At 67.6% G+C, this 26557-nt stretch carries 20 protein-coding genes; 14 read left to right on the forward strand and 6 right to left on the reverse strand.

The window, feature by feature from the left end; genetic code table 11:
- Window positions 1-326 precede the first annotated feature (326 nt).
- Window positions 327-1751: a glucose-6-phosphate dehydrogenase gene (gene zwf / locus HU825_RS06110; protein ID WP_234303376.1), complete on the reverse strand. Its 1425-nt coding sequence runs from the start codon at window positions 1749-1751 to the stop codon at window positions 327-329.
- Between the two features lie 156 nt (window positions 1752-1907).
- On the opposite strand from zwf, the gene hexR reads away from it, so the two are divergent.
- Together hexR and HU825_RS06120 are read left to right on the forward strand one after the other, a co-directional pair.
- Window positions 1908-2771, forward strand: a complete 864-nt coding sequence (gene hexR / locus HU825_RS06115; protein ID WP_008568600.1) for a transcriptional regulator HexR — start codon at window positions 1908-1910, stop codon at window positions 2769-2771.
- A 97-nt stretch (window positions 2772-2868) separates the two neighbouring features.
- Entirely contained in the window at window positions 2869-3078 is a 210-nt protein-coding gene (locus tag HU825_RS06120; protein ID WP_043298776.1) for a PA3496 family putative envelope integrity protein, read from the forward strand.
- On the opposite strand, the gene HU825_RS06125 is transcribed toward HU825_RS06120, so the two are convergent.
- The gene (locus HU825_RS06125; RefSeq protein WP_167134693.1) at window positions 3023-3967 is read right to left on the reverse strand and encodes a LysR family transcriptional regulator; all 945 of its coding nucleotides are present in this window, start codon (window positions 3965-3967) and stop codon (window positions 3023-3025) included. The genes HU825_RS06120 and HU825_RS06125 overlap by 56 nt on opposite strands.
- A 268-nt stretch (window positions 3968-4235) precedes the next feature.
- On the opposite strand from HU825_RS06125, the gene HU825_RS06130 reads away from it, so the two are divergent.
- The 8 genes from HU825_RS06130 to HU825_RS06165 all read left to right on the forward strand — a co-directional run bounded on the left by HU825_RS06130 (window position 4236) and on the right by HU825_RS06165 (window position 17047).
- Window positions 4236-5651, forward strand: coding sequence for an acetyl-CoA carboxylase biotin carboxylase subunit (locus tag HU825_RS06130; RefSeq protein WP_043298778.1), 1416 nt, complete (start codon window positions 4236-4238; stop codon window positions 5649-5651).
- Window positions 5652-5661: 10 nt separating this feature from the next.
- Window positions 5662-7473: a sodium-extruding oxaloacetate decarboxylase subunit alpha gene (gene oadA, locus HU825_RS06135; RefSeq protein WP_043298780.1), complete on the forward strand. Its 1812-nt coding sequence runs from the start codon at window positions 5662-5664 to the stop codon at window positions 7471-7473.
- A gap of 108 nt (window positions 7474-7581) precedes the next feature.
- Window positions 7582-8523 (forward strand): sodium-dependent bicarbonate transport family permease, encoded by a 942-nt coding sequence (locus HU825_RS06140; protein WP_234303131.1) that lies wholly within the window; start codon window positions 7582-7584, stop codon window positions 8521-8523.
- Window position 8524: 1 nt separating this feature from the next.
- Window positions 8525-8827, forward strand: a complete 303-nt coding sequence (locus tag HU825_RS06145) for a P-II family nitrogen regulator (protein WP_043298783.1) — start codon at window positions 8525-8527, stop codon at window positions 8825-8827.
- A gap of 31 nt (window positions 8828-8858) precedes the next feature.
- Window positions 8859-9557: a carbonic anhydrase gene (locus tag HU825_RS06150; RefSeq protein WP_043298784.1), complete on the forward strand. Its 699-nt coding sequence runs from the start codon at window positions 8859-8861 to the stop codon at window positions 9555-9557.
- 165 nt (window positions 9558-9722) lie between these two features.
- Window positions 9723-12422 (forward strand): AMP-binding protein, encoded by a 2700-nt coding sequence (locus HU825_RS06155; RefSeq protein WP_431978448.1) that lies wholly within the window; start codon window positions 9723-9725, stop codon window positions 12420-12422.
- An 82-nt stretch (window positions 12423-12504) separates the two neighbouring features.
- Window positions 12505-14412, forward strand: a complete 1908-nt coding sequence (locus HU825_RS06160; RefSeq protein WP_234303378.1) for a bifunctional sugar phosphate isomerase/epimerase/4-hydroxyphenylpyruvate dioxygenase family protein — start codon at window positions 12505-12507, stop codon at window positions 14410-14412.
- Window positions 14413-14548: 136 nt separating this feature from the next.
- Window positions 14549-17047: a sensor histidine kinase gene (locus tag HU825_RS06165; protein WP_234303132.1), complete on the forward strand. Its 2499-nt coding sequence runs from the start codon at window positions 14549-14551 to the stop codon at window positions 17045-17047.
- 13 nt (window positions 17048-17060) lie between these two features.
- Here HU825_RS06165 and HU825_RS06170 read toward each other — a convergent pair whose 3' ends face one another.
- The gene (locus tag HU825_RS06170; RefSeq protein ID WP_234303133.1) at window positions 17061-18053 is read right to left on the reverse strand and encodes an asparaginase; all 993 of its coding nucleotides are present in this window, start codon (window positions 18051-18053) and stop codon (window positions 17061-17063) included.
- Window positions 18054-18115: 62 nt separating this feature from the next.
- Window positions 18116-19549: an alanine/glycine:cation symporter family protein gene (locus HU825_RS06175; RefSeq protein WP_054094117.1), complete on the reverse strand. Its 1434-nt coding sequence runs from the start codon at window positions 19547-19549 to the stop codon at window positions 18116-18118.
- A gap of 151 nt (window positions 19550-19700) precedes the next feature.
- Between HU825_RS06175 and HU825_RS06180 the strand changes: the two genes are divergently transcribed.
- Window positions 19701-20525 (forward strand): helix-turn-helix domain-containing protein, encoded by an 825-nt coding sequence (locus HU825_RS06180; RefSeq protein ID WP_077682821.1) that lies wholly within the window; start codon window positions 19701-19703, stop codon window positions 20523-20525.
- Between the two features lie 177 nt (window positions 20526-20702).
- On the opposite strand, the gene HU825_RS06185 is transcribed toward HU825_RS06180, so the two are convergent.
- The gene (locus tag HU825_RS06185; RefSeq protein ID WP_008568585.1) at window positions 20703-22127 is read right to left on the reverse strand and encodes an aspartate ammonia-lyase; all 1425 of its coding nucleotides are present in this window, start codon (window positions 22125-22127) and stop codon (window positions 20703-20705) included.
- A gap of 179 nt (window positions 22128-22306) precedes the next feature.
- Here HU825_RS06185 and HU825_RS06190 point away from each other — a divergent pair, with 179 nt between their 5' ends.
- Window positions 22307-23230, forward strand: a complete 924-nt coding sequence (locus HU825_RS06190; RefSeq protein WP_008568584.1) for a LysR substrate-binding domain-containing protein — start codon at window positions 22307-22309, stop codon at window positions 23228-23230.
- A gap of 16 nt (window positions 23231-23246) precedes the next feature.
- On the opposite strand, the gene HU825_RS06195 is transcribed toward HU825_RS06190, so the two are convergent.
- Window positions 23247-24632: a hypothetical protein gene (locus HU825_RS06195; protein WP_234303134.1), complete on the reverse strand. Its 1386-nt coding sequence runs from the start codon at window positions 24630-24632 to the stop codon at window positions 23247-23249.
- A gap of 253 nt (window positions 24633-24885) precedes the next feature.
- Here HU825_RS06195 and purE point away from each other — a divergent pair, with 253 nt between their 5' ends.
- Both purE and HU825_RS06205 read left to right on the forward strand, forming a co-directional pair.
- Window positions 24886-25374, forward strand: coding sequence for a 5-(carboxyamino)imidazole ribonucleotide mutase (gene purE / locus HU825_RS06200; protein ID WP_008568582.1), 489 nt, complete (start codon window positions 24886-24888; stop codon window positions 25372-25374).
- 60 nt (window positions 25375-25434) lie between these two features.
- Entirely contained in the window at window positions 25435-26520 is a 1086-nt protein-coding gene (locus tag HU825_RS06205; protein ID WP_234303135.1) for a 5-(carboxyamino)imidazole ribonucleotide synthase, read from the forward strand.
- Window positions 26521-26557: the final 37 nt, after the last annotated feature.

Below are 26557 nucleotides of genomic sequence, written 5' to 3' on the forward strand. Positions count from 1 at the left end.
TCGTCATACCTGGCTTTGCGGCGGATTTCATTGCCGCGCTGTCAGTCTCGAGAACAGTGGAAAGTTTCCGCAGAACTATCTGGCCGATATGGCATGACATGCGGTTGAATATCGCGGACCAACTGTTGGGTGAACTTGCGTGGTTCGCTGGCGGACGAGCGCCTTCAACTGGCGCGTTGCCGGAAAGTTGATCTTGTGTGATGTGACGTAGGGTGCCGGAAGTTCATGCGACTCATCTGGCGGCATATCGGCCATATATGCCGCGCAGTGTCGCGTGATTCCATCGCGCGCACTGCACGCAGTTCACCCAGTGCGCGCGGAACGCCTCAATGCGACCAGCCGCGACCCTGGCGTTCGATGAGCTGGTGGGCCTGTTCCGGGCCGTCGCTGCCGGCGGGGTAGGGGCGCGGCTTGCGGTAATGGCCCTGCCAGCCGCGCAGGATCGGATCGACCCACTGCCAGGCGGCTTCCACCTCGTCGCGCCGCATGAACAGCGTGGAATCGCCTTCGATCACGTCGAGCAGCAGGCGCTCGTAGGCATCCCAGCGGCGGCTGCTGCTGAAGGCGTGCGCCAGGTTCAGATCCAGCTCCACCGGTTCGAGCTGCATGCCCTTGCCCGGCGCCTTGGCCATCAGCTGCAGGCCGATGCATTCCTCGGGCTGCAGGCGGATCACCAGGCGGTTGGCTTCGCCCTTCTTGAACAGCAGGTGCGGCACCGGCTTGAAGGTGATGATGATCTCCGAGCGCTTGCGCGCCATGCGCTTGCCGGTGCGCAGGTAGAACGGCACGCCGGCCCAGCGCCAGTTGTCGATCTCGGTCTGCACGGCGACGAAGGTTTCGGTGTCGCTGTCATTGTCGATGCTGGGCTCGAAGTAGTAAGCCGGCACGTCGTGGCCGCCGATCTGGCCGGCGCCGTACTGGCCGCGCACGGTCTTGTCCAGCACGTCCATGCCGGTGATCGGCTTGAGCGCCTGCAGCACCTTGACCTTCTCGTTGCGCACCGACTCGGCGTCGAAGCGCACCGGCGCCTCCATCGCCACCAGGCAGAGCAGTTGCAGCAGGTGGTTCTGCAGCATGTCGCGCATCGCGCCGGCGTGGTCGTAGTAGCCGCCGCGGTTCTCCACGCCGAGCGTTTCGGCCACGGTGATCTGCACATGATCGATATGCCCGGCGCGCCAGATCGGCTCGAACAGCGCGTTGGCGAAGCGCAGCGCCATGAGGTTCTGCACGGTTTCCTTGCCCAGGTAGTGGTCGATCCGGTAGATGCGCGACTCGGCGAACACCGCGCCGATCGCCGCATTGATCGCGCGCGCCGATTCCAGCGAGTGGCCGATGGGTTTCTCCAACACGATGCGCGCGTTTTCCCCGGCCAGTCCGGCGCTTTCCAGATGGCTGGCGATGGGCTCGAACAGGTCCGGCGCGGTGGCCAGGTAGTAGACCCGCACGCGCCTGTCACCGCTGCCCAGGTGATGCGCCAGGCGGACGAATTCGCCGCGCTGGCTGGCGTCCATGGCGAAATAGTCCAGCCGCTGGGCGAAGGCCTGCCAGGTGTCGACGCTGAAATCGCCGCGCGCGACCTGCGCCCGGCAGTGGCGTTCGGCTAGCGCCAGGTAGCCGGCGCGGTTGAGCTTCTTGCGCGCCAGCGCGAGAATCCGCACGTCGCTGTGCAGGCGACCGTCGCGGTGCAAGTGGTAGAGCGCCGGCAGCAGTTTGTGCAGGGTCAGGTCGCCGGTTCCGCCGAACACGAGCATGTCACAGGAAATCGACACGGGAGCACTCCTGGAGGCCAAAAAAGGGGCGTCACGGCGAGGCTTGTAGTATAACTACCGCCCCACTACAACCCGCTGATGGTCGAGCGGCGCTGCGGCGCCCAGGCCATCGGACGCGAGCATAAGCGAGTCCGCCACGTGAATCTGCTGCAACACATCGCCCAATCGAGAAGCCTGTTGAGGAAGTCGGAACTGAAGGTGGCCGACCACGTCCTGCTCGATCCGGCCTCGGTGATGCACAGTTCGATGGCCGATCTGGCCCATGCGGTAGGTGTCAGCGAGCCGACCATCGTGCGTTTCTGCCGCGCCATCGGCTGCCAGGGCTTTCAGGACCTCAAGCTGAAACTGGCGCAAAGCCTGGCCGCCGGCGCCAGCTTCGGCCAGTTCGCCATCAGCGAGAACGACTCGGTGATGGATGTCAGTCTGAAGATTTTCGATACCACCCTGCACACCCTGATGGAGGTGCGCGAGCGCCTCGATCCGCAGGCGCTGGAGCGCGCCATCGAGGCCTGCGCCAAGGCCGAGCGGGTGGAGTTCTACGGTTTCGGCGCGTCCGGCGCGGTGGCCACCGATGCCCAGCACAAGTTCTTCCGTCTGCTGCTGTCGGCGGCGGCCTATTCCGACCCGCACATGCAGGCGATGTCGGCGGTGACGCTCAAACCCACCGACGTGGCGATCTGCATCTCGCAGTCGGGGCGCTCCAAGGACCTGCTGATCACCGCCAACGTGGTGCGCGAATCCGGCGCCACGCTGATCACCCTGTGCCCGAGCCAGACGCCGCTGGCCGAGCTGGCGACCATCAACCTGGCCATCGACGTGCAGGAAGACACCGAGATCTACACGCCGCTGACCTCCCGCATCGCCCATCTGGTGGTGATCGACGTGTTGGCGATGGGCGTGGCGATGGCGCGCGGACCGAGCCTGGTCAACCACCTCAAGAGCGTCAAGCGCAGCCTGCGCAGCCTGCGGCTGTCGCCCAAGTCGGTGAAGCACGACGACTGAACGGGCGCGTTCATCGCTCGTTCAACGAGCTGTCTTCAAGGCGTCATCTGGCGGTCCGATGCTGGGTTTCCCGATACCCGTCCTGGGAGACCGCCCCATGTACCCGTATACCGACCTTCCGCCGTCCGACGCCAAGGCCCGCCGCAAGGAGCAGGACGTGCGGCGCATGCAGTTCCGTCGCGCCATCGAGAGTTACGCCGAGGAGCGCCGTCTGCACGCGCTGCTGGACCCGTTCGCCGAGCCTGCCGCACTCACTGCACAGCGGGCTTGGGCTGAGAACCGCCGAAGCGCGCGGCCAGCGCACTGACCTGCGCGCGCTGATCACGGATGAAGGCGAAGAATGCCTGGGCCACCGGGCTCAGGCGTTTGCCGCGGGCATGCGCGACGCACCAGCTGCGGTAGAGCGGTAGCTCGTCCACCGGCAGCTCGCGCAGCAGGCCGTGGGCCAGTTCCAGCGTAACCGCATGGCGCGGCAGCAGCGCCACGCCGAGGCCGGCGATCACCGCTTCGCGCAGCGCATCGAGCGAGGCGATCTGCACCGTCTGCGCGAAGTGCGCGCGCTTTTGCTGGAAGTATTCCTCGCAGGCCTTGCGCGTGCCCGAGCCGGGTTCGCGCACCAGCAGCGGATAGGCCGCCAGGTCCTGCAACGACAGCCGGCTGGCCTGACACAGCGGATGTTCCGGCGGCGCCACGGCGACGATCGGGTTGTTGAGGAACGGCAGGAACTCCAGCGCGACTTCCGAGGGCATCAGCGACATGATCACCAGATCGTCGCGGTTGTCCGACAGGCGCTTGATCACCTGCGCACGGTTGACCACGCTCAGTTGCAGGCTGACGTCCGGGTGCTGGCGACGAAACGCGGCGAACAGGTGCGGCACGAAGTACTTGGCGCTGGATTCCACCGCCAGGTTGAGCTGGCCCTGCAGCGAGCCCTGCAGGTCGGTCAGCTGCATGTCGAGGCTGTCGAGGCGGGCGAAGATGTCGCTGCTGGCGCGCTTGAGCGCCTCGGCGGCCTCGGTCAGGTAGAGTTTCTTGCCGACGTACTCGAACAGCGGCTGGCCGACCAGCTCCTCCAGCTGGCGAATCTGCAGACTCACCGCCGGCTGGGTCAGCGCCATTTCCTCAGCCGCGCGGCTGTATGAGCGACTTTCGCAGACGGCGCCGAACACCTGAAGCTGGCGCAGCGTCATGCGCATCAGGGACTTTCGCATGAGGGTTCTCCGGCGCCACGGGCGCCTGGCAGATAACGAATTTTTACTGTTCAAGCGGTCAGCTAAGCGCGCCGCAGCCCGGTAATACCGGTATCTGCACGCATGTATAAGTTTTCACTTATCCATAAGCAAACAATTATTTATTTTCGGTAATCGATAAGCGAGGCGTAGGGTAAAAAACGCTCGCCGAGGCGGGCACTTCCCGACCCGTCCTGCGTGCGGGTCGCCTGCTCATCGATCCGAGGAAGACAGCGTGATCAAGAAGCTGCTGATCGCCAACCGCGGGGAAATTGCGGTGCGCATCGTGCGTGCCTGTGCCGAAATGGGCGTCCGCTCGGTGGCGGTGTTCTCCGAGGCCGACCGCCATGCGCTGCACGTCAAGCGCGCCGACGAGGCGCATTTCATCGGCGAAGACCCGCTGGCCGGCTACCTGAACCCGCGCAAGCTGGTGAACCTGGCGGTGGAAACCGGCTGCGATGCCCTGCATCCGGGCTACGGCTTCCTCTCCGAGAATGCCGAACTGGCGGAAATCTGCGCCGAGCGTGGCATCCGCTTCGTCGGTCCGAGCGCCGAGGTCATCCGCCGCATGGGCGACAAGACCGAAGCGCGGCGCAGCATGATCAAGGCTGGCGTGCCGGTCACGCCAGGCACCGAAGGCAACGTCGCCGACCTCGCCGAGGCGCTGCGCGAAGCTGAGCGCATCGGCTACCCGGTGATGCTCAAGGCCACCTCCGGCGGGGGCGGCCGCGGTATCCGTCGCTGCAACACGCGCGCCGAGCTGGAAGCGGCCTACCCGCGCGTCATTTCCGAGGCGACCAAGGCCTTCGGCAGTGCCGAGGTGTTCCTCGAGAAATGCATCGTCGAGCCCAAGCATATCGAGGCGCAGGTGCTGGCCGACTCCTTCGGCAACACCGTGCACCTGTTCGAGCGCGACTGCTCGATCCAGCGGCGCAACCAGAAACTCATCGAGATCGCGCCCAGCCCGCAGCTGACCCCGGAGCAGCGCGCCTACATCGGCGATCTGGCGGTGAAGGCGGCCAAGGCGGTGGGCTACGAGAACGCCGGCACCGTGGAGTTCCTGCTCGCCGATGGCGAGGTGTACTTCATGGAGATGAACACCCGCGTGCAGGTGGAACACACCATCACCGAGGAAATCACCGGCATCGACATCGTGCGCGAGCAGATCCGCATCGCCTCCGGCCAGCCGCTGTCGGTCAAGCAGGAAGACATCCAGTACCGCGGCTACGCGCTGCAGTTCCGCATCAACGCCGAGGACCCGCGCAACAACTTCCTGCCGTGCTTCGGCAAGATCACCCGCTACTACGCCCCCGGCGGCCCCGGCGTGCGCACCGACACGGCGATCTACACCGGCTACACCATCCCGCCGTATTACGACTCCATGTGCCTGAAGCTGGTGGTCTGGGCGCTGACCTGGGAAGAGGCGCTGGCGCGTGGCTCGCGTGCACTGGACGACATGCGTGTGCAGGGCGTGAAGACCACCGCCACCTACTACCAGCAGATCCTGGCCAACCCGGATTTCCGCAGCGGCCAGTTCAACACCAGCTTCGTCGATAACCACCCGGAGCTGCTGCACTACTCGATCAAACGCAAGCCGGGCGAACTGGCCCTGGCCATCGCCGCTGCCATTGCCGCCCACGCAGGCCTGTGAGGAACGACCCATGACTGCTCAGAAGAAAATCAGCGTTACCGACACCATCCTGCGTGACGCCCACCAGTCGCTGCTGGCGACCCGCATGCGCACCGAAGACATGCTGCCGATCTGCGACAAGCTCGACCGCGTCGGCTACTGGTCGCTGGAAGTCTGGGGCGGCGCCACGTTCGACGCCTGCGTGCGCTTCCTCAAGGAAGACCCGTGGGAGCGTCTGCGCCAGCTCAAGGCCGCGCTGCCCAATACCCGCCTGCAGATGCTGCTGCGCGGGCAGAACCTGCTCGGCTACCGCCACTACAGCGACGACGTGGTCGAAGCCTTCGTCGCCAAGGCGGCGGAGAACGGCATCGACGTGTTCCGCATCTTCGATGCGATGAACGACGTGCGTAACCTGGAGACCGCCATCCGTGCGGTGAAGAAGGCCGGCAAGCACGCCCAGGGCACCATCGCCTACACCACCAGCCCCGTGCACACCATCGACGCCTTCGTCGAGCAGGCGCGCAAGATGGCGGCGATGGGCATCGACTCCATCGCCATCAAGGATATGGCCGGCCTGCTCACGCCGTACGCCACCGGCGCGCTGGTCAAGGCGCTGAAGCAAGCGCTGCCGCAGCTGGACGTGGTGGTGCACTCGCACGACACCGCAGGTGTCGCCAGCATGTGCCAGCTCAAGGCCGTGGAGAACGGCGCCGACCGCATCGACACTGCGATCTCGTCGATGGCCTGGGGCACCAGCCACCCGGGCACCGAGTCGATGGTCGCCGCGCTGCGCGACACGCCGTACGACACCGGCCTGGATCTGGAGCTGCTGCAGGAGATCGGCCTGTACTTCTACGCGGTGCGCAAGAAGTACCACCAGTTCGAGAGCGAATTCACCGGCGTCGACACCCGCGTGCAGGTCAACCAGGTGCCCGGCGGGATGATTTCCAACCTCGCCAACCAGCTCAAGGAGCAGGGCGCGCTGCATCGCATGGATGAAGTGCTGGCCGAGATTCCGAAGGTGCGCAAGGACCTCGGCTACCCGCCGCTGGTCACGCCGACCTCGCAGATCGTCGGCACCCAGGCGTTCTTCAACGTGCTCGCCGGCGAGCGCTACAAGACCATTACCAACGAGGTGAAGCTCTACTTGCAGGGCCGCTACGGCCAGGCTCCGGCGCCGGTATGCGAGCGCCTGCGCTTCATGGCCATCGGCAGCGAGGAGGTCATCGAGTGCCGCCCGGCCGATCTGATCGCACCCGAGCTGGACAAGCTGCGCAAGGAAGTCGGCGCGCTGGCCAAGAGCGAGGAGGACGTGCTGACCTACGCCATGTTCCCGGACATCGGCCGCAAGTTCCTCGAGGAGCGCGAAGCCGGCGCCCTGCAGCCCGAAGCGCTGCTGCCGATCCCGGGCACCACCGCCAACGTCGCCCAGGAGGGCGTGCCGACCGAGTTCGTCATCGACGTGCACGGCGAAACCTACCGCGTCGACATCACCGGCGTCGGCGTCAAGGCCGAAGGCAAGCGCCACTTCTATCTGTCCATCGACGGCATGCCGGAAGAAGTGGTGTTCGAGGCGCTCAACGAGTTCGTCGGCGGTGGCAGCAGCGGGCGCAAGCAGGCCAGCGCGCCGGGCGACGTTAGCACCACCATGCCGGGCAATGTGGTCGACGTGCTGGTCAAGGTCGGCGATGTAGTCAAAGCCGGTCAACCGGTGCTGGTCAGCGAGGCGATGAAGATGGAGACCGAAATCCAGGCGCCGATCGCCGGCACCGTGAAGGCGGTGCACGTCGCCAAAGGTGACCGCGTGAACCCGGGCGAAGTCTTGATTGAAATCGAGGCCTGATAGCGCGTGTCGTAACGGATCAGGGAGCCCGCGCGGCTCCCTTTTTTTCAGCCGCGGATGGCGACCAGGGACGGTGCTCGGATTCCAATCCTCTGCCAGGAGTAACAAATGGGTATCGACCCCGTCGTATTGTTCTTCGTCTTCGGCCTGTTCGCCGGGCTGCTCAAGAGCGAACTGAAGCTGCCACCGGCGCTGTACGACACGCTGTCCATCGTGCTGTTGCTGGCCATCGGCTTGCACGGCGGCGTCGAGCTGGCCGAACAGGCCAGCGCCGCGCTGCTCGGCCAGTCGCTGTTGGTGCTGGCGTTGGGCATGCTGCTGCCGGTGCTGGCGTTCGGCCTGTTGCGCGGCCTGCGCTTCGACCGCATCAATGCCGCCGCGGTCGCCGCGCACTACGGCTCGGTCAGTGCCGGCACCTTCGCCGTGGTGGTGGCCTATCTGGCGGCGCGCCAGGTGGCGTTCGAGAGCTACATGCCGTTGTTCGTGGCGATCCTCGAGATTCCGGCGATCCTGGTCGGCATCCTGCTGGCCAAGGGCGTGTCGCGCGAGACGCAGTGGAAGGAGCTGGGCCGCGAGATCTTCCTCGGCAAGAGCATCATGTTGCTGCTGGGCGGTCTGCTGATCGGCGCGATCGCCGGCAAGGAGGCGATCAAGCCGCTGGAGCCGCTGTACACCAGCATGTTCAAGCCCGTGCTGGCGTTCTTCCTGCTGGAGATGGGGCTGATCGCTTCCGGCCAGCTCGCTTCGCTCAAGCGCTACGGCATCAAGCTCGCCGCGTTCGCGCTGAGCATGCCGCTGCTCGGTGCGCTGATCGGCGCCCTGCTGGCGCGCTTCATGGGGCTGTCGTTGGGCGGCACGGCGATGCTCGCCACGCTGTCGGCGAGCGCCTCGTACATCGCAGTGCCGGCGGCGATGCGCCTGGCGGTGCCGGAGGCCAATCCGTCGTTATCGCTGACCGCCTCGCTGGGCATCACCTTTCCCTTCAACATCCTGCTCGGCATACCGCTCTATCTGGCGCTCGCCGAGCGACTGATCGCCTGGGGACTCTGAGATGAACGCACATACCCGCACGCTGCTCACGGTGATCTGCGAAGCCGCGCTGGAGCACAAGCTGGAAGCCGACCTGCAGGCGCTCGGCGCGCCCGGCTGGACCCTGTCCGACGCACGTGGCAGCGGCAGCCGTGGCGTACGCAACGCCGAGTGGAACACCGACGGCAACATCCGCCTGGAAGTCATCTGCAGTCGCGAGATCGCCGAGCGCATCGCCGAACACCTGCAGGCCCGTTATTACGAACACTTCGCGATGGTCTGCTACCTCGCCGAAGTACAAGTGCTGCGCCCGGAGAAATTCTGAAGCGCGCCAACACACCTTGCGAGAGTCGAACATGAGCAATCAGCAACGCAACGAAAGTGCCCAGGAGGCGCTCGATCACATCATCGGTGGGGTCAAGCGCTTTCGCGAGGAGATCTATCCCCAGCAGCGCGAGCTGTTCGAGAAGCTCGCCTTCGAGCAGAAGCCGCGAGCGATGTTCATCACCTGCGCCGACTCGCGGATCATTCCCGAGCTGATCACCCAGAGCTCGCCGGGCGACCTGTTCGTCACCCGCAACGTCGGCAATGTGGTGCCGCCCTACGGGCAGATGCTCGGCGGCGTCTCCACCGCGATCGAGTTCGCCGTGGTGGCGCTTGGCGTGCAGCACATCATCATCTGCGGGCATTCGGACTGCGGCGCGATGAAGGCGGTGCTCGACCCGGCGCCGCTGCAGCGCATGCCCACGGTGAAAGCCTGGCTGCGCCACGCCGAGGTCGCCCGGCATGTGGTGGAAGAGAATTGCGGCTGCGCCAACGAGCACACCCTGGGCATCCTCACCGAGGAAAACGTGGTCGCCCAGCTCGACCACCTGCGCACCCACCCGTCGGTCGCCGCACGCCTGGCCAGCGGCCAGCTGTTCATCCACGGCTGGGTTTACAACATCGGCACCAGCGAGATCCGTGCCTACGATGCGCAGTCCGGCGCCTTCCGCCTGATCGGCGACGGCCCGCTGCCGATGGCCACGCCGCGGGCGCGCTATCTGGCGGAGTGAGCCGGATCCGATCGAGAAATTTGCTGGAAAAGCGCAACGGCTAGCGCGTTTTTCATTGCAGTTACCGATAACACGGCGCAGTTCAGGCAACTTTTTCGACGCACGCTGTCTTAGAGGCCAGTGAGGAAAGCGGCTCCGGTCGCCCCTCGGCCAAGGACAGACAGCGTGACACACTCCCTCGAATCGATCGGGTCCGTGCTGGACCCGGCAGCGCCCGTGCGCGACTCGACCGCCACCGCGCCGACGCTCTATCGTGCACTGGCACGTCTGGCCGCTGCCGCTCCGCGGCGGCCGGCACTGCTCGCCACGCGCTTCGCCCCGCTGGATCGCGGCGCCCTGTGCGATCAGCTCGACGGCATCCGCCGCCAGCTGCGCCAGGCCGGTCTCGGTCGTGAGGCGAAGATCGGCGTGATGATCCCCGACGCCGCCCAGGCGGCCGTCGGCATCCTCGGCGTTGCCTGTTCGGCGGTCGCCGTGCCGCTCGATCCGCGCCTCGGGCCGGCCGAGCTGGACCAGTTCCTCGAACAGCTGCCGCTCGATGCGCTGCTGATCATCGACGGCGGCCCCGATGCCGGCTATCGCGCCGCGCACCGGCACGACCTGCCGCTGATCATCGCCGAGCCCGCCGAAGACGGCAGCGCCGGCCTGCTGCTGCGCGCCACGGCCGCGGCCGTTCCGGCGCCCGATGCCGAGCCGGAAGCGGACGCGCCGGCGTTCATCCTGCGCAGCTCCGGCACCACCGCGCGGCCCAAGCTGATTCCGTTCAGCCATCGCAACATGCTCGCCGCCGCGCAGAACTGGCAGCGCTGGTTCCGCCTGAATGCCGAGGACCGCTGCCTGTGCGTCTCGGCGCCGTACTACTCGCACGGGCTCAAGGTGACCATCCTTACCCCGCTGCTCGGTGGCGGCAGCGTGGCGTTCCCGCTCAGCCCGGCGACCGTGGACCTGCACGAGTGGTTCGAGACGCTCCAGCCGAGCTGGTATTCCGCCGGCCCAGCACTGCACCGCGCGGTGCTCGAAGCCACCCACAGCCGCCCCGAGGCCTTCGCCCGGCATCGTCTGCGCTTTGCCTCCTCGGGTGGGGCGCCGTTACAGCAGGAGATCATCGACGGCCTGCAGGCGGTGCTGGGCATGCCGCTGCTCGAACACTACGGCTCCAGCGAGGCCGCGCAGGTTGCGGTGAACACGCCGTTTCCCGGCGAGCACAAGGCCGGCACGGTCGGCCGGCCGCTACCGGGCACCGTGCGCATCGTCGATGACGCGGGCACGCCGGTCGCGGCCGGCGAACGCGGCGAGGTGCTGCTCCGCGGACCGACGCTGATGTCCGGCTATCTCGGCGACCCGGCGCTGAACCAGGCGGCCTTTCACGATGGCTGGTTCCACACCGGCGATCTGGGCAGCTTCGATGCCGATGGCTTTCTGCGCCTGCATGGACGCCTGCGCGAGGTGATCAACCGCGGCGGCGAGAAGGTCAGCCTGCAGGAGGTCGACGATGCACTGCTGCGCCACCCGGCGGTGGCCGAGGCCGCGGCGTTCGCCGTGCCGCATCCGCGTCTCGGTCAGGACGTGGCCGCCGCGGTGGTGCTGCGGCCGGGCATGCAGGTGGAGGCGGAGGCGCTGCGCGAGTATCTGCGTGGCGAACTGGTGTACTTCAAGGTGCCGCGGCGCATCCAGCTGCTCGACGAACTGCCGCGCGGGTTGACCGGCAAGGTGCTGCGTCACCGCTTGAGCGATGCGCTGCTGGCGATGCGCGCCGCCCAGGCGCGCGCGGGCGCCACCACTGCGGATGCGCTGCTGACGCCGTTGGAGCGCGATGTGCTGGGCGTCTGGCGGCGCCTGCTGAAGACCGATGCGGTCGGCCCGGACGACAACTTCTTCGACTGCGGCGGCGATTCGCTGCTCGCCACCGAGATGCTCGCCGAACTCGAACAGCTGCTCGGGCGCATGATTCCCGAGACGGTGCTGGTCGAGGAGAGCGCGCGCAAGCTCGCCGCGCGCCTGCAGGACCTTGCCGGGCAGGTGATCCCGGTGATCGAGTTCAATCAGGACCCGCAACGCACGCCGCTGTTCTGGTTCCACGGCGACTTCGCCCAGGGCGGCTACTACATCCGCCGTCTGGCCAAGCTGCTCGGCGCGCGGCAACCGCTGATCGCCATCGCCCCGCACGGCCTGGACAACGAGCCGATTCCGGCGTCGGTCGAGCAGATGGCGCGTGCGCGGCTGCCGCTGATCCTCGAACGCCAGACGCGTGGTCCGTACCGCATCGGCGGCTACTGCAACGGTGCGCTGGTGGCGTTCGAAACCGCGCGCCTGCTGATCGAGGCCGGCGAAGAGGTGGAGATCGTCGCGCTGATCGACCCGCCGACGGCCAACGTGCGGCCCTGGTCGCGCGTCATCCTGCGCAGCGCCGACGCGTTGCTGTCGGAAACGCTGCTGGCGCGCACCTACGAGGCGCTGAGCCGCTTCGGCGAGACCAGCAAATGGCCCTATCCCAAGCGCATCGCCAACCTGCTGCACAAGCTCGGCGGGCGTCTGCTGCGCCGCGCCAGCGCGGAGGCCGCGCCGACGGCGCGGGATCTGGAGGTGCGTGAACGCTTCCAGCGTTACTCGCTGGCGATGGCGCGCTACCTGCCCGGGCGGCTGGCGGCGCCGGTGGTGTACTTCTCGGCCGATTACACCAGCCACGCGTGGCGCAACATGGGCATCCGCTTCGAGAGTTACGACGTACTGGGCGGCCATCACCGCTGCGTGAAGGACTACACCGCCTCGATCGCCACGCCGCTACGCGCCCTGCTGGAGCAGGCCGAGCCCGGCCCGCTGGTTTCCCTTACCGAGTCCCCCGACCATGATCGTACCGTGCACTGAGTCGGCCATCGTGCCGCTGGCCGCCAATCTGGCGGCATTTCCGCGCGTGGACGGCGCCCAGCCGGTCGCTGCGCCTGCCCGGATGCGTCCCGGCGAGCGCGGCTGGCGCTGGCCGCGGGCGATCTCCACCGTTTCGCTGAGCGGCACTCTGCCGGACAAGCTGCGCGCCATCGCCGCGGCCGGCTTCGACGCCGTCGAACTGTTCGAGACCGATCTGCTGCATTACCCGGGCAGCCCGGCGGAGGTGCGTCGGCAGTGCGAGGAGCTGGGCATCGGCATCGCGCTGTTCGAGCCGTTCCGCGACTTCGAGGGCTGCCCGCGCACGCTTGTGCAGCGCAACCTCGACCGTGCCGAGCGCAAGTTCGACCTGATGCAGGACCTGGGTACCGAGCTGCTGCTGGTCTGCAGCAACACCCAGGCCGAGGCGCTGGGCGAGCCGGAGATTCTCGCCGCCGACCTCGCGCTGCTGGCCGAGCGCGCGCAGGCACGCGGCCTGCGCATCGGTTACGAGGCGCTCGCCTGGGGCCGCCATGTGCAGACCTGGGGCCAGGCCTGGGAACTGGTGGCGCAGGCCGACCACCCGGCGCTCGGTATCGTCCTCGACAGCTTCCACACCTTGGCGCTGCGTGACGATCCGGCCGGCATCGCCGCGCTGCCCGCCGAGAAGATCTTCTTCGTGCAGCTGGCCGATGCGCCGCTGCTCACGCTCGACGTGCTGCCGTGGAGCCGCCATCACCGCTGCTTCCCCGGGCAGGGTGCGTTCGATCTGGCGGGCTTTCTCGCGCCGGTGCTGCGCAGCGGCTATCGCGGGCCGCTGTCACTGGAAATCTTCAACGACGGCCTGCGGGCCGCGCCCGCGCCGGCCAGTGCCGCCGACGGGCTGCGCGCGCTGCTCTATCTGGAGGAGCAGACCCGCCAGCGCCTGGAGCAGCAGGGCGCGACACCGCGCGGCAACCTGCTCGCCGCCCCGCCGGCTGCCAGCCATACGGGGCTCGATTTCCTCGAATTCGCCGTCGACGCCGCGCAGGCCGAACGTCTCGGCGGTTGGCTCGAGCGCCTGGGTTTCGCCCGTGTCGGCGAGCATCGTTCCAAGGCGGTGTGGCTGTATCGCCAGGGCGAGGCGAACATCGTGCTCAATGCCCAGCCGCAGTCGTTCGCCGCGGATTTCTTCGCCGCGCACGGCACCTCGCTCTGCGCGATGGCGCTGCGGGTCGAGCGCGAGGCGCCGGCGCTGGAGCGCGCCTGTGCCTTCCGCGCCCAGCCCTACTGCGGCCTGGTCGGCCCCGACGAACGGGAAATACCGGCCGTACGCGCGCCGGACGGCAGCCTGATCTATCTGGTCGAGCCGGGTGCGCCGGGGCACAGCGTCTACGACACCGATTTCCGCATCGACCCGCAGGCGCAGCCGAGCGGCGGCCTGCGCGGCATCGATCAGCTGGCCAGCGCGCTGCCGGCCGAGCGGCTGGCCAGCTGGCTGCTGTTCTACCGCAGCCTGTTCGATTTCGAGGTGGCCGACGAGGCAGTGGCGTTCGACCCCCGCGGGCTGATCCGCAGCCGCACCGTGCACAGCCGCTGCGGTCGGGTACGCCTGCCGCTGGAGACTTCGCCGGACCACGACACGGCGGTCGCCCACACGCTGGCGCGCTACCGTGGCGCCGGGCTGCAGCGCATCGCCTTTGCCTGCGATGACCTGCTCGCCGAGGTGGAACGCCTCCAGCAGGCCGGCGTGGCGCTGCTGGACATCCCGCAGAACTACTACGCCGACCTCGCCGCGCGCTTCGCGCTCGACGACGCCACCCTGCAGCGCCTGGCCCGCGGCAATGTGCTGTACGACCGCGATGCGCAGGGCGGCGAGCTGCTGCAGGTGTGTACCGTGCCGTTCGAGGGGCGCTTCTGCGTCGAGATCCTGCAGCGGCGCAACGGCTACGCCGGGCACGGCGAGGCCAACGCGGCGGTGCGCCTGGCGGCACTCGCGCGCCAGCGCGGTTAGGACAACCGACGCTGGATAAGCAGCAGCGCACGGCCGGCTGTACGTCTATCGGCGAAACTGGGTTTTACCGGGCGCGGTGATATGATCCCGCCGCTTTCGCCCATCAGCCGTTTGCGCGCCGTGCGCTGGAGCTCCCGTGCCGTCGAGAAGCCCGATCGGTCTGCGCCAATGGATCTGGCGCGCCTTCGTTCAGAGTGCCCTGATTCCGCTGGTGCTGGTGGAGGCGGTGCTCATCGCAGTCTATCTGCTGACCAACAATGCCATCCGCGATGCGCATATCGACTACCTGCGCGACACCGCCCTGACCGACCTGCAGGCCTCGGTCGGCCTGGAGGCGCGCATCATCGATGCGCAGCTGGGGCAGATCACCGCGGCCACCGAGCTGTTTCGCAGCCTGACCGGCCGCGCCCTGCTCGATCAGCCGCCGGCGTGTGCCTGCCCGCCGGCGCTGGCCTTGAACGCCGCCGGAGTGCGTTACAGCCCGCGTGACGAGGGCGGCGCGGCGGCGTTCTATTCCGGCTCCACACCGCCGGCGCGCCAGGATCTGGACAAGGTCACGCGCCTGCGCAGCCTCGATCCGCTGATGATGGAGCTCAAGGCGCGCTTTCCGCTGATCGCCAGCCTGTATTTCAACAGCTGGGACAGCTACAACCACATCTACCCCTGGTTCTCCACGCCGGACCAGTACCCGAATGACATGGTCATTCCCGACTACAACTTCTATTACCTCGCCGATGCCGAGCACAATCCGGAGCGCGGCGTGGTGTGGACCGACGTCTACCTCGACCCCGCCGGCCACGGCTGGATGATGTCGGCCATCGCGCCGGTCTATCGCGGCGATTTCCTCGAGGGTGTCAACGGCATCGACATCACCGTCAGCGGCATCCTGCAGCAGATCGCCCAGCTGCATGTGCCGTGGGACGGCTACGCGATGCTGGTCAGCCGCGACCTGGGCATCATGGCGCTGCCCGGCCCCGGCGAGCGCGACTTCGGCCTCGCCGAACTGACCGAGCACTCCTATGAGGAGGCGGTGCGCCGCGAGATCTTCAAGCCCGAGGACTTCAAGCTGCAGCAGCGCGCCGAGACCCGCGAACTGGCCGCCGCCATCGAAGGTGAGCCGGACGGTGTGCGCCGCCTGGTGCTCGGCGGCCGGCCGCAGCTGGTGGCCTGGACCACCATCGATCAGACCGGCTGGCACCTGCTGGCGGTGGTCGACGAGGCGCAGATGTTCGCCCAGACCAACGCCCTGGCCAGCCGCTACCAGCAGATCGGCTACCTGCTGATCGCCGGGCTGCTGTTGTTCTACCTCGGCTTCTTCGCCTTCATGTGGCGGCGCGCGCGGCGCCTCAGCGATTCGCTGCGCGCGCCGATCGCCGGTGTCTCGCAGATGCTCGACGAGATCGGTCAGGGCCGCTGGCAGCCGACGCCGGTGACCTCGCGCATTCGCGAGCTGGACGACATGGCCCGGCATACGCTGTCGATCGGCAGCCAGTTGCAGTCCAGCGAAACGCAGCGCTGGCAGACCCAGCGCCGGCTCGAGCTGGTGCTGGAAAGCGCCACCGAAAGCCTCTGGGAGTTCGATCTGCAGAGCGGCGTGCTGCAGCTGCGCGGGCGCCTGTCAGGACGCTTCGGCTTGCCTGAGGGGCAACTGACCGGCGAGCAGTTCCGCCAGCGCATTCACCCCGAGGACCTGCCGCGGGCGATGGCCCAGCTCAAACTGGTCCAGCAGGGGCTGTCGCAGCGCTACGACGTCGAATACCGCTTTGCCGACGCGCTCGGCCAGTACCACTGGCTGCTCAGCCGCGGCCGGGTGCTGGAGCACGATGCGCAGACGGGCCTGCCGCGCGTGCTGGCCGGCACGCACGTCGACATCGATGCGCTCAAGCAGGCGGACGCCGAGCTGCGCGCCGCGACGGCGCAGGCGCAGGCTGCCAACGAGGCGAAGACGCGCCTGCTGTCGGGTATCAGCCACGAGCTGCGCACGCCGCTCAACGCCATCCTCGGCTTCGCCCAGCTGATGCGCATGGACTGCAACGACGAGAGCCAGTCCGAGGCCGCCGAGTACCTCGACGAAATCCTCCTGGCCAGCCGCCATCTGAACCAGATGCTCGGCGACGTGCTGGAGTGGTCCGGCCTGCAGAGCGAACGGCAGACGCTCGAACTGCGGCCGGTGGCGGTCGCCGGGCTGCTGCGCGAATGCGCCGAGCTGGTGTCGCTGGAGGTGCGCCAGCGCAACCTGCGCCTGGAGGTGCAGCTGCCGCCGGACGCGTTGCAGGTGCTGGCCGAGCCGCGTCGGCTGCGCCAGGTGCTGCTCAACCTGCTGTCCAATGCGCTGAAGTACAACGTGCCCGATGGCTGCGTGATGCTGCGCGCGGAGAGCGCCGGCAACCGCGTGCGGTTGATCGTCGAGGACACCGGGCTGGGTATCGACCCGCAGCAGCAGGATCAGGTGTTCGAGCCGTTCCAGCGGCTGGGGCGCGAGAACAGCATGATCCAGGGCACCGGTATCGGCCTGTCGCTGTGCCTGGAATTCGCCCGGCAGATGAACGGGCAGATGGGCCTGCACAGCGAGCCGGGCGTCGGCAGCCGCTTCTGGATCGAGCTGGAGCAGGCGCCGACGCCGGTCGCCGGCTGAGCCGGGCGGCGCGTCAGTCGGCGCGCTCGCCGCACAGGTCGGCCGCGAACCAGTGCGCCACTTCGGCGGACGTCAGCCCGGCGCCGAGCAGGGCGAACAGCTTGCCCAGCGCCGCCTCGCGCGTCATGCCGCCGCCATCGAGCAAGCCGCAGGCGGCCAGACGGCTGCCGGCGGCATACAGGCCGAAATCCACATGGCCCTGTGGGCACTGACTGATCGCCACCAGCACCACGCCGCGCGCATGGGCCTCGGCCAGCGCCGCCAGCAGCTCGGCATCGTCGGACGGTCCGGTGCCGCTGCCGTAGCATTCGAGCACCAGCCCGCGCACGTTGCCGGCGAGCGCGGCGCGCAGTTGTGTCGCCTGGATGCCCGGATACAGCGGTAGCACGGCCAGTTCGACCGGCTGGCGCGGCTGGCGGTAGTCGAGACACGGCGGGATGCCGCTGCCGCGCGGCTCGTGACGCTGGCGCGGCAGGGTGGCGAACGCATCGAGGCTGGCGGTGCCGAGCTTGCTGGCGCGGGCGCCATGCAGCAGGCGGTCGTGGAAGTACAGCTGGACACCGGCTACCGCGCCGTCGTGCAGCGCCTGCAGGGCGCCGAACAGGTTGTCCCAGGCGTCACTGCCCGGCACGCCCGCCGGTAGCATGGAACCGGTCAGCAGCACCGGCGCCTCCAGCCCGAGCAGCAGGAAGCTCAGCGCCGCGGCGCTGTAGGCCAGGGTGTCGGTGCCATGCAGCACCAGCACGGCGTCGCAGCCCTCCTGCTCGACGCCCTGGCGGATCGCCGCGGCAATCGCCAGCCAGTGGCGCGGTGTCATGTTGGCGCTGTCGATCGGCGGCAGCAGCTCGCGGAACTGCCAGTCTGGCAGCGCCCGCCCCGGTTGCAGCAGCTGTTGCGCCCGCAGCCGCTCGGCGAAGCCGGAGGCCGGCATCAGTCCGTCGGCGCTCTGCTGCATGCCAATGGTGCCGCCGGTGTACAGCACCAGGGTCTTTCTGGAAGCCGGCATGGGATCTCCTCAAACGAAACAGGGGGCCTAGGAGCCCCCTGTCGGTCGACGCGAGCGGGTGCTCAGTGCTGGACGGCGGCGTTGCCGATGATACGGGCCTCTTCGCCGGTCTTGGTCGGCCAGACGGCAGGATCGAGGTCCAGATCGGCGTAGTCGCGCGGGTCGAGCACCGGCGACTCTACACCGGCCTTGAGCTGGTTGTCGTAATCGCGCATCAGGCGCAGGCCGACCTTGAACAGCAGCGCCAGGGCGACCAGGTTGCAGATCGCCAGCAGGCCCATGGTGAGGTCGGCGAAGGCGAACACCGTGCCCAGGTCCTGGATCGAGCCCCACAGCACCAGCGCCACCACCAGCAGGCGGTACAGCTGCACCGGCCAGCGTTTGGCGGTGAAGAAGCCCAGCGCGTTCTCGCCGAGGTAGTAGTTGTAGATCAGCGTGGTGAACACGAACAGCAGCAGCGCGAGGCTGACGAACACTCGACCCCACTCGCCGACCACGGCGGCCACGGCGGTCTGCGTCAGCACCACGCCGGCCTGCTCCATGCCCGGCTGGTAGACGCCCGAGAGCAGGATGATCAGCGCGGTGCAGCTGCAGATCACGATGGTGTCGATGAACACGCTGAGCGACTGCACGATGCCCTGCGCCGCCGGATGTTTGACCTCGGCCACCGCCGCCACGTTCGGCGCGCTGCCCAGGCCGGCCTCGTTGGAGAACAGGCCGCGCTTGACGCCCATGATGATCGCCGCGCCGATGCCGCCGGCGAAGGCCGGCTCCAGGCCGAAGGCGCTGCGCACGATCAGGCTGAAGGTCTCGGGAATCTGCCCGGCGTTACTGCCGATCACATAGATCGCCATCGCGATGTAGGACAGCGCCATGACCGGCACCATCACGTCGGCGAAGCTGGCGATGCGGCGGATGCCGCCGAAGATGATCAACCCCATCACCACCATCAGCGCGATGCCGCTGACCAGCGTCGGCACGCCGAAGGTGTCGTGCAGCGAGCTGGCCACGGTGTAGGACTGCACCGCGTTGAAGCCCAGACCGAAGGTCACTAGCAGCAGCAGCGACACCAGGATGCCCAGCCAGCGCTGACGGAGGCCGTGCTCGATGTAGAAGGCCGGGCCGCCGCGATAGCCGCCGTCCGGCTCGCGGCGCTTGTACAGCTGCGCCAGGGAGCACTCGAAGTAGCTGGTGGCCATGCCGACCAGCGCCACCATCCACATCCAGAACACCGCGCCCGGCCCGCCGAGCATGATCGCCACCGAAACCCCGGCGATGTTACCGGCGCCGACGCGGCCGGCGACCGAGAGCATCAGCGCCTGGAACGAACTGAGCTGACCCGGCTGGCGGGTGAACGCCTCGCCGAAGATGCGGAACATGCTGCCGAAATAGCGAAACTGGACGAAACGCGAGGCAATCGTGAAGTACAAGCCAAGGCCGATCAGCATGACGATCAGCAGCTTGCTCCAGATGAGATCGTTGAGAATATCGAGCATGGGGGAAGGTCTCTCTTGTTGTTTTGCGAGTAGACAACGTGCGGGGCGGAAATGATTCGGCCGCGCGCCCTGGCCACGCAATTGTGCAGGTCGCGGCGACCTGACGCGAGTTGATGCTAGACTCGCGTCACCCGCATCAGATGCCGCCGCCATGTACGAACACCTGGGTGACAATCTCAAACTGCTCTGCAGCCACTACCGTTCGATCGCCGAGGTCTGCCGCAAGCTCGGCATCAACCGCGCGCAGTTCAACCGCTACCTCGGCGGCCAGAGCCGTCCGACCGCGCACAACCTCAAACGCATCTGCGATTTCTTCGGCGTCGAGGCCTACGAACTGGGCCTGCCCGGCGAGCAGTTCGCCCAGCTGATCGGCCTGCGCCGCCACGATCAGGAGCGCAGCGGCGCCAACGATCCGCTGCTGGAGCTGTTCCAGCCGTTGCGCGACAACGCCAGCAGCCTGCTGTCGCGCTATTGCGGCTACTACTTCGAGTACGCCAACTGCATGTCGGTGCCGGGGCAGATCCTGCTGTCGCTGGTGCACCTGCGCGAGGATCGCGGCAGCTTCGTCTTCGAGCGTCAGGAACGTCAGGAGCGCTCGCGCGCCGGCCAGGCGCCGGCCGAGGAATGGGTGGTGCGCTGCCGCTACCTGGGCGCCGCGTTCTACCTGCAGGACCGGCTGTTTCTCATCGACTACGAGTCGCTGACCGACAACGAGATGAGCCAGACCATCCTCATCCCCAGCTTCAAGAGCCGCATCGGCCGCCTCAACGGCCTGAAGACCGGCGTCTCCAGCGGCGACCGTCGCACCCCGGCCTGCACCCGCGTGGTGTGGGATTACCTGGGCAGCGAGATCAACCGCGTCAACGCCTACCGCCAGGTGATGCTCTACGCCCCCGACGACCCGCGCATCGACGATGACATCCGCCAGCGCCTGGCCGGCGCGCAGATTCGTGATGGGCTGTTCGAGATCGAGTAGCGGAGAGCGGTGCGGTCGTCCTGCGAGAGGCGCGATGGAGCGAACGAAACCCGGCGCAACCGGGCCCCGCAAAAATGCCAGTCCGGTGCCAACCCGCTCCCTCCCGCGAAATCGCGATAAACAAAAAAAGGGATGGCCTAACCATCCCTTTTCTACGGCGCGCGCTGGCAGCAGCCGTCACACCGCCAACGGCACCAGCCGTGGGGCGATCATGTTTTCCGGGCGCAGGATGTCGGCCAGCGTGGCGTCGTCGAGCAGCTGCTCCTCGCGCACCAGTTCCAGCACGCCGCGGCCGCCGAGCAGGGCCTGGCCGGCGATGCGCGTGGCGTTTTCGTAGCCGATGTAGGGGTTGAGGGCGGTGATCAGGCCGATGGAGTTTTCCATCAGCTCGCGGCAGCGCCCTTCGTTGGCGGTGATGCCGACGATGCAGTGCTCGCGCAGCATGTCGATGGCGCGCTGCAGCAGGCGGATCGAATCGAACAGCTTGTAGGCGATCAGCGGCTCCATGACGTTGAGCTGCAGCTGCCCGGCCTCGGCGGCCATGGTCAGCGCCAGGTCGTTGCCGATTACCTCGAAGGCGACCTGGTTGACCGCCTCGGGAATCACCGGGTTGACCTTGCCCGGCATGATCGAGCTGCCCGGCTGGCGCGGCGGCAGGTTGATCTCGTTGATGCCGGTGCGCGGGCCGCTGGAGAGCAGGCGCAGGTCGTTGCAGATCTTCGACAGCTTGACCGCGGTGCGCTTGAGCAGGCCGGAGAACAGCACGAAGGCGCCCATGTCCGAAGTGGCCTCGATCAGGTCGGCGGCCGGCTGCAGCGGCTGGCCGCTGATTTCGGCCAGGCGCTGCACGGCGATGGCCTGATAACGCGGGTCGGCGTTGATGCCGGTGCCGATCGCGGTGCCGCCGAGGTTGACCTCGACCAGCAGTTGCGGGGCGATGCGGCGCAGGTGGCCGAGGTCTTCGCCGAGGGTGGTGGCGAAGGCGTGGAACTCCTGGCCGAGGGTCATCGGCACCGCGTCCTGCAGCTGGGTGCGGCCCATCTTCAGCACGTGGGCGAATTCCTCGCCCTTGCCGGCGAAGGCCTGGATCAGGCTGTCGAGGCTGGCCAGCAGGGTGTCATGGCCGAGCAGCAGGCCCAGGCGGATGGCGGTGGGGTAGGCGTCGTTGGTCGACTGCGCCATGTTCACGTCGTTGTTCGGGTGCAGGTAGCGGTATTCGCCCTTGGCGTGGCCCATGTATTCCAGCGCGAGGTTGGCGATCACCTCGTTGGCGTTCATGTTGGTCGAGGTGCCGGCGCCGCCCTGGATCATGTCGACCACGAACTGCTCGTGGAACTCGCCGCGGATCAGCCGCGCGCAGGCCTGGCTGATCGCCTGGTGCTTGGCCTCGCTCAGCTGGCCCAGCTCGCGGTTGGCGTCGGCGGCAGCCTGCTTGACCATCGCCAGTGCGACCACCAGCTTGGGGTAGTGCGACAGCGGCACGCCGGACAGGCGGAAGTTGTTCACCGCGCGCAGGGTCTGGATGCCGTAGTAGGCATCGGCGGGGACTTCCAGTGGGCCGAGCAGGTCTTTTTCGAGGCGAAAGGATGCAGCGCAGGACATGAGAGTTCTCATCCGGTAGGAAAGCGGCTGTGACCGCGATGCCAGCTACCATAAGGCCTGCGGCCGTTCGTCGGCCAATGCCGTTATCCGCTGTGCCATGCCGGATCGGCATAATGTGGCTGTGACGTTCGGTCGTTGGCGAGCGTTATCCTGTCGGCAGACGACGCTTCGGAGATGGCATGAACATCGAAACCAAATGGCTGGAAGATCTGGTCGCGCTGGCGGCCACCCGCAGCTTCTCGCAGGCCGCCGAGCGGCGTTTCGTAACCCAGCCGGCGTTCAGCCGGCGCATCCGCAGCCTGGAGAGCACGCTGGGGCTGACCCTGGTGAACCGCTCGCGCACGCCGGTGGAGCTGACCGAGGCCGGCCAGCTGTTCCTGATCACCGCGCGCAACCTGGTCGAGCAGGTCGGCGAGGTGGTGCGCTATCTGCACAATCTCGAAGGCCAGCGCGGCGAGGTGCTGCGCATCGCCGCCGCGCACTCGCTGGCGCTGGGCTTTTTTCCGGCCTGGCTGGCGCAGCTGCGGCGCGACGGCGTTCCGGTCAACAGCCGGCTGGTGGCGACCAACGTCGGTGAGGCGGTGCATTCGTTGCGCGAGGGTGCCTGCGACCTGATCCTCGCCTACCACGACCCGGAAGCGACGCTGCAGATGGACCCGGAGCTGTTCCCCTCGCTGGCGCTGGGGCGTACCGAGATCGTCCCGGTGTGTGCGGTGGACGAGGCCGGCGCGCCGCTGTTCGATCCCGACAGTGGGCAGAGCGTGCCGCTGCTGGCCTACAGTGCCGGCGCCTCGCTGGGGCGTTCGGTGAATGCACTGCTGCGCCAGCGCGGGCTGCGTTCGACCACGGTGTACGAGACGGCCATGGCCGACAGCCTGAAGAGCATGGCGATGCAGAAGCTCGGCCTGGCCTGGGTGCCGCGGTTGAGCGTGACCGCCGAGCTGGCGCGCGGCGAACTGGTGATCTGCGGCGGCGAGCATTGGCGCGTGCCGCTGGAGATTCGTCTGTACCGCTGCGCGCTGGTGCGCAAGGCGCCGGTGCGCCTGCTCTGGCGCAAGCTGGAGAGCGGCGCGGGACGCGGGGACGGCGCAGGCGATGACTGAGCGGGCAACCGCGCCCTCAGCCCCGTCGCCACCAACGTGAGCGCGACTCAGCGTCCGGCCAGGGTACCGCCTTGTTTTCGCAGCGCACGATGCCGCCGGCGCTCAGGCGCAAGGTCCAACGCTGGGCGATCTCGCCCGGCTCACCGGGTTGCCGGCTGACCAGCAGCAGGTTGTAGTCGTGCTGTTTTTCGATGGCGTGCGCCTGGATGACCGGTGGCTGGCCATCTTCGTCCTGCCATTCGTAGAGCTGCTGGTGGCTGGCCTGGATCAACGCGCAGAGCGGCTCGAAATCCAGGGTCAGACGCTCCTGGATCTGGTTCTGAGTCAGCGCTGCCTTGTCCAGCAGCAGCCGTGAGCGGTAGCAGACGATCTGCCGCTCCTCGTTGGTGGCCCACTTGCCCGAATGCTCGCGCACCGCACGCTGAAGCTCGCCCAGCTTGCGGTAGTCGAGCCAGAGCAGCTGCTGGGCCATCACCTTCTGCGTGTAGGGCATCAGCAGGCGCAGCTTCCAGCGGGGCTTGCCCTTGCGTAGCCAGCGGGTGGCGGTATCGATCAGGTCGTCGCGCAACACGTCGCGAATCGCGTAGATCAGCGCGATGCCCATCAGCAGGGCGAAGGAGAGCTTCTGACTGGCATCGCGCACGTTGAACAGGAAGTAGGTGAACAGCGACATGATCAGCATGGTGGACGCCGCCTTCACCAGCTTGCGGGTGCCGGCGCCCAGTTCGATCAGCTGCTGGCGCAGCACCACCGGGTACTCCAGCAGCCGCTGGTAGAGGCCCATGCGGTTCCACACGCGGGTCGGCGGACCCTTGAAGTCGCCCAGGTAGTCGTGCTCGGCGCGGTAGCGGCGTTCCTGCTGGATGAACTCCAGGGCCGCCCGTTTCAGCTCGTCGTCCAGTTCGTCGTAGCCTTCCAGCGTCATGCTTTCCAGCAGGAACTGCTCGGCCAGCCAGGAAAAGTAGACGTCCAGCTGGCGGAAATAGCGCGATTGCTTGCTCTGCTGCGGCTCGCCCTTGCGCAGGCGCTGGGCGAAGTTCTGGCTCAGGCGCAACGCGCGCGCCAGCTGCTCGGCGGATGCCTTGCCCTGCAGCTGCTGGCGCAGGCGGTCCAGCGACGCCTGATAACGGAAGAACCAGGCGCCGTGCATGATCTCGTAGTGCGGCGAGATCAGCGAGAAGGCGGTGTCCAGCTTGCTGGCGCGGTCCTGGACCGGCAGGCCGAGCAGGCGGAAACGGTGCATCAGCGCGCCGTGGAAGAACTGCTCCTCGCTCAAGGTGTGGCCGGACAAGGTGGTCTCGTGGGGCGTGAACAGGTACAGCTCGACCAGATGCCGGCCCGGCTGGGTTAGGGTTCGGGTCAGTTGCAGGCGGAAATCGCCCTGGCGCTTCAACGAGAACACGGCACCTCCATTCACAGTACGCGGCGAGCATAGCAAGCCTGAGGCACCTGCCGGCGGCGCGAGAACCGGCGCCAGCCCATCCCGATCGGGCGGCGCCTGGCGGACAAGCGCGGGTGCCGGCGCGCCGGGGCTTGCGATATACTGCGCGGCCCTCGGTCGGACTGGTTCCGGCCCTTTTTCCTAACGGCCGCGCTGCCCCCAGCGCGGCCGTTGTTCCTGATGCGCCGGCAAGGCGCGAGAAAGAGGCACGACGATGACCGCACTGGTAGGCGTGATCATGGGCTCGAAGTCCGATTGGTCCACCCTCAGCCACACCGCCGAGATGCTGGAAAAGCTGGGCATTCCCCATGAGGTGACGGTGGTTTCCGCTCACCGCACCCCGGATTTGCTCTTCCAGTACGCCGAACAGGCCGAAGCCCGCGGGCTGCGCGTGATCATTGCCGGAGCCGGCGGTGCCGCCCACCTGCCGGGCATGTGCGCGGCCAAGACGCACTTGCCGGTGCTCGGCGTGCCGGTGCAGTCGTCGATGCTCTCGGGTGTCGATTCGCTGCTGTCGATCGTGCAGATGCCGGCGGGCGTGCCGGTCGCCACCCTGGCCATCGGCAAGGCCGGCGCGATCAACGCGGCGCTGCTGTCGGCGAGCATCCTCGGCCACGAGTTCCCGGAATATCACGCTGCGCTGAAAAAATTCCGCGACGAGCAGACCCAGAGTGTGCTGGATAACCCGGACCCGCGCGGCTGAGCGGGTTCTACACTTGCCATCGGCGCGCGCGGATGGCCGCCTAACGAAGGGCCGTGAGTTATGAAAATTGGTGTGATCGGTGGCGGCCAGCTGGGCCGCATGCTGGCCTTGGCGGGCACTCCGCTGGGCATGAGCTTCGCCTTCCTCGACCCGGCGCCGGACGCCTGCGCCCAGGCGCTCGGCGAGCACATCCGCGCCGACTACGACGACAAGGAACACCTGCGCCGGCTGGCCGACGAGGTGGACCTGGTGACGTTCGAGTTCGAGAGCGTGCCGGCCGAGACGGTGGCCTTCCTTTCGCAGTTCGTGCCGGTCTACCCGAGCGCCGAGTCGCTGCGCATCGCCCGCGATCGCTGGTTCGAGAAATCCATGTTCAAGGACCTCGGCATTCCCACGCCGGAGTTTGCCGACATCCAGTCGCAGGCCGATCTCGACGCCGCAGTGGCCGCCATCGGCCTGCCGACGGTGCTCAAGACGCGCACCCTGGGTTACGACGGCAAGGGCCAGAAGCTGCTGCGCAAGCCCGCCGACGTTGCCGGCGCGTTCGCCGAACTGGGCAGCGTACCGTGCATCCTCGAGGGCTTCGTGCCATTCACCGGCGAAGTCTCGCTGATCGCCGTGCGCGGCCGTGACGGCGAAACCTGCTTCTACCCGCTGGTGCACAACACCCACGAGAGCGGCATCCTGCGGTTGTCAGTGGCCAGCAGCAACCATCCGCTGCAGGCGCTGGCCGAGGACTACGTCGGCCGCGTGCTGGAGAAGCTCGACTACGTCGGCGTGCTGGCCTTCGAGTTCTTCGAGGTGGACGGCGGTCTGAAGGCCAACGAGATCGCGCCGCGCGTGCACAACTCGGGGCACTGGACCATCGAAGGTGCCGAGTGCAGCCAGTTCGAGAACCACCTGCGCGCCGTCGCCGGCCTGCCGCTGGGCTCGACCGCCAAGCTCGGTGAGAGCGCCATGCTCAACTTCATCGGCGAAGTGCCGGAGGTGGCCAGGGTCATCGCCGTCGAGGACTGCCACCTGCATCATTACGGCAAGGCGTTCAAGGCCGGGCGCAAGGTCGGCCACGCCACGCTGCGCTGTCCCGACCGCGCCACGCTGGACCGGCAGATCACCGCGGTCGAGACGCTGATCAGCCACGCCTGACGCTCCGGTCGTCCGGCTGCCGCGAACGCAACCGCCG

The sequence above is a fragment of the Pseudomonas phenolilytica genome (genome assembly GCF_021432765.1).
Taxonomy (GTDB): domain Bacteria; phylum Pseudomonadota; class Gammaproteobacteria; order Pseudomonadales; family Pseudomonadaceae; genus Stutzerimonas; species Stutzerimonas phenolilytica.

What these genes read in the sequence shown, in the direction of transcription:
- HU825_RS06160 (WP_234303378.1), top strand. Translation starts at nt 12,505, where the DNA reads ATGCGTCCCGGCGAGCGCGGCTGGCGCTGGCCGCGGGCGATCTCCACC.
- HU825_RS06170 (WP_234303133.1), bottom strand. Translation starts at nt 18,053, where the DNA reads ATGCCGGCTTCCAGAAAGACCCTGGTGCTGTACACCGGCGGCACCATT.
- oadA (WP_043298780.1), top strand. Translation starts at nt 5,662, where the DNA reads ATGACTGCTCAGAAGAAAATCAGCGTTACCGACACCATCCTGCGTGAC.
- HU825_RS06175 (WP_054094117.1), bottom strand. Translation starts at nt 19,549, where the DNA reads ATGCTCGATATTCTCAACGATCTCATCTGGAGCAAGCTGCTGATCGTC.
- HU825_RS06140 (WP_234303131.1), top strand. Translation starts at nt 7,582, where the DNA reads ATGGGTATCGACCCCGTCGTATTGTTCTTCGTCTTCGGCCTGTTCGCC.
- zwf (WP_234303376.1), bottom strand. Translation starts at nt 1,751, where the DNA reads ATGCTCGTGTTCGGCGGAACCGGCGACCTGACCCTGCACAAACTGCTG.
- HU825_RS06145 (WP_043298783.1), top strand. Translation starts at nt 8,525, where the DNA reads ATGAACGCACATACCCGCACGCTGCTCACGGTGATCTGCGAAGCCGCG.
- HU825_RS06185 (WP_008568585.1), bottom strand. Translation starts at nt 22,127, where the DNA reads ATGTCCTGCGCTGCATCCTTTCGCCTCGAAAAAGACCTGCTCGGCCCA.
- HU825_RS06120 (WP_043298776.1), top strand. Translation starts at nt 2,869, where the DNA reads ATGTACCCGTATACCGACCTTCCGCCGTCCGACGCCAAGGCCCGCCGC.
- HU825_RS06150 (WP_043298784.1), top strand. Translation starts at nt 8,859, where the DNA reads ATGAGCAATCAGCAACGCAACGAAAGTGCCCAGGAGGCGCTCGATCAC.
- HU825_RS06125 (WP_167134693.1), bottom strand. Translation starts at nt 3,967, where the DNA reads ATGCGCATGACGCTGCGCCAGCTTCAGGTGTTCGGCGCCGTCTGCGAA.
- HU825_RS06190 (WP_008568584.1), top strand. Translation starts at nt 22,307, where the DNA reads ATGAACATCGAAACCAAATGGCTGGAAGATCTGGTCGCGCTGGCGGCC.
- purE (WP_008568582.1), top strand. Translation starts at nt 24,886, where the DNA reads ATGACCGCACTGGTAGGCGTGATCATGGGCTCGAAGTCCGATTGGTCC.
- HU825_RS06180 (WP_077682821.1), top strand. Translation starts at nt 19,701, where the DNA reads ATGTACGAACACCTGGGTGACAATCTCAAACTGCTCTGCAGCCACTAC.
- HU825_RS06205 (WP_234303135.1), top strand. Translation starts at nt 25,435, where the DNA reads ATGAAAATTGGTGTGATCGGTGGCGGCCAGCTGGGCCGCATGCTGGCC.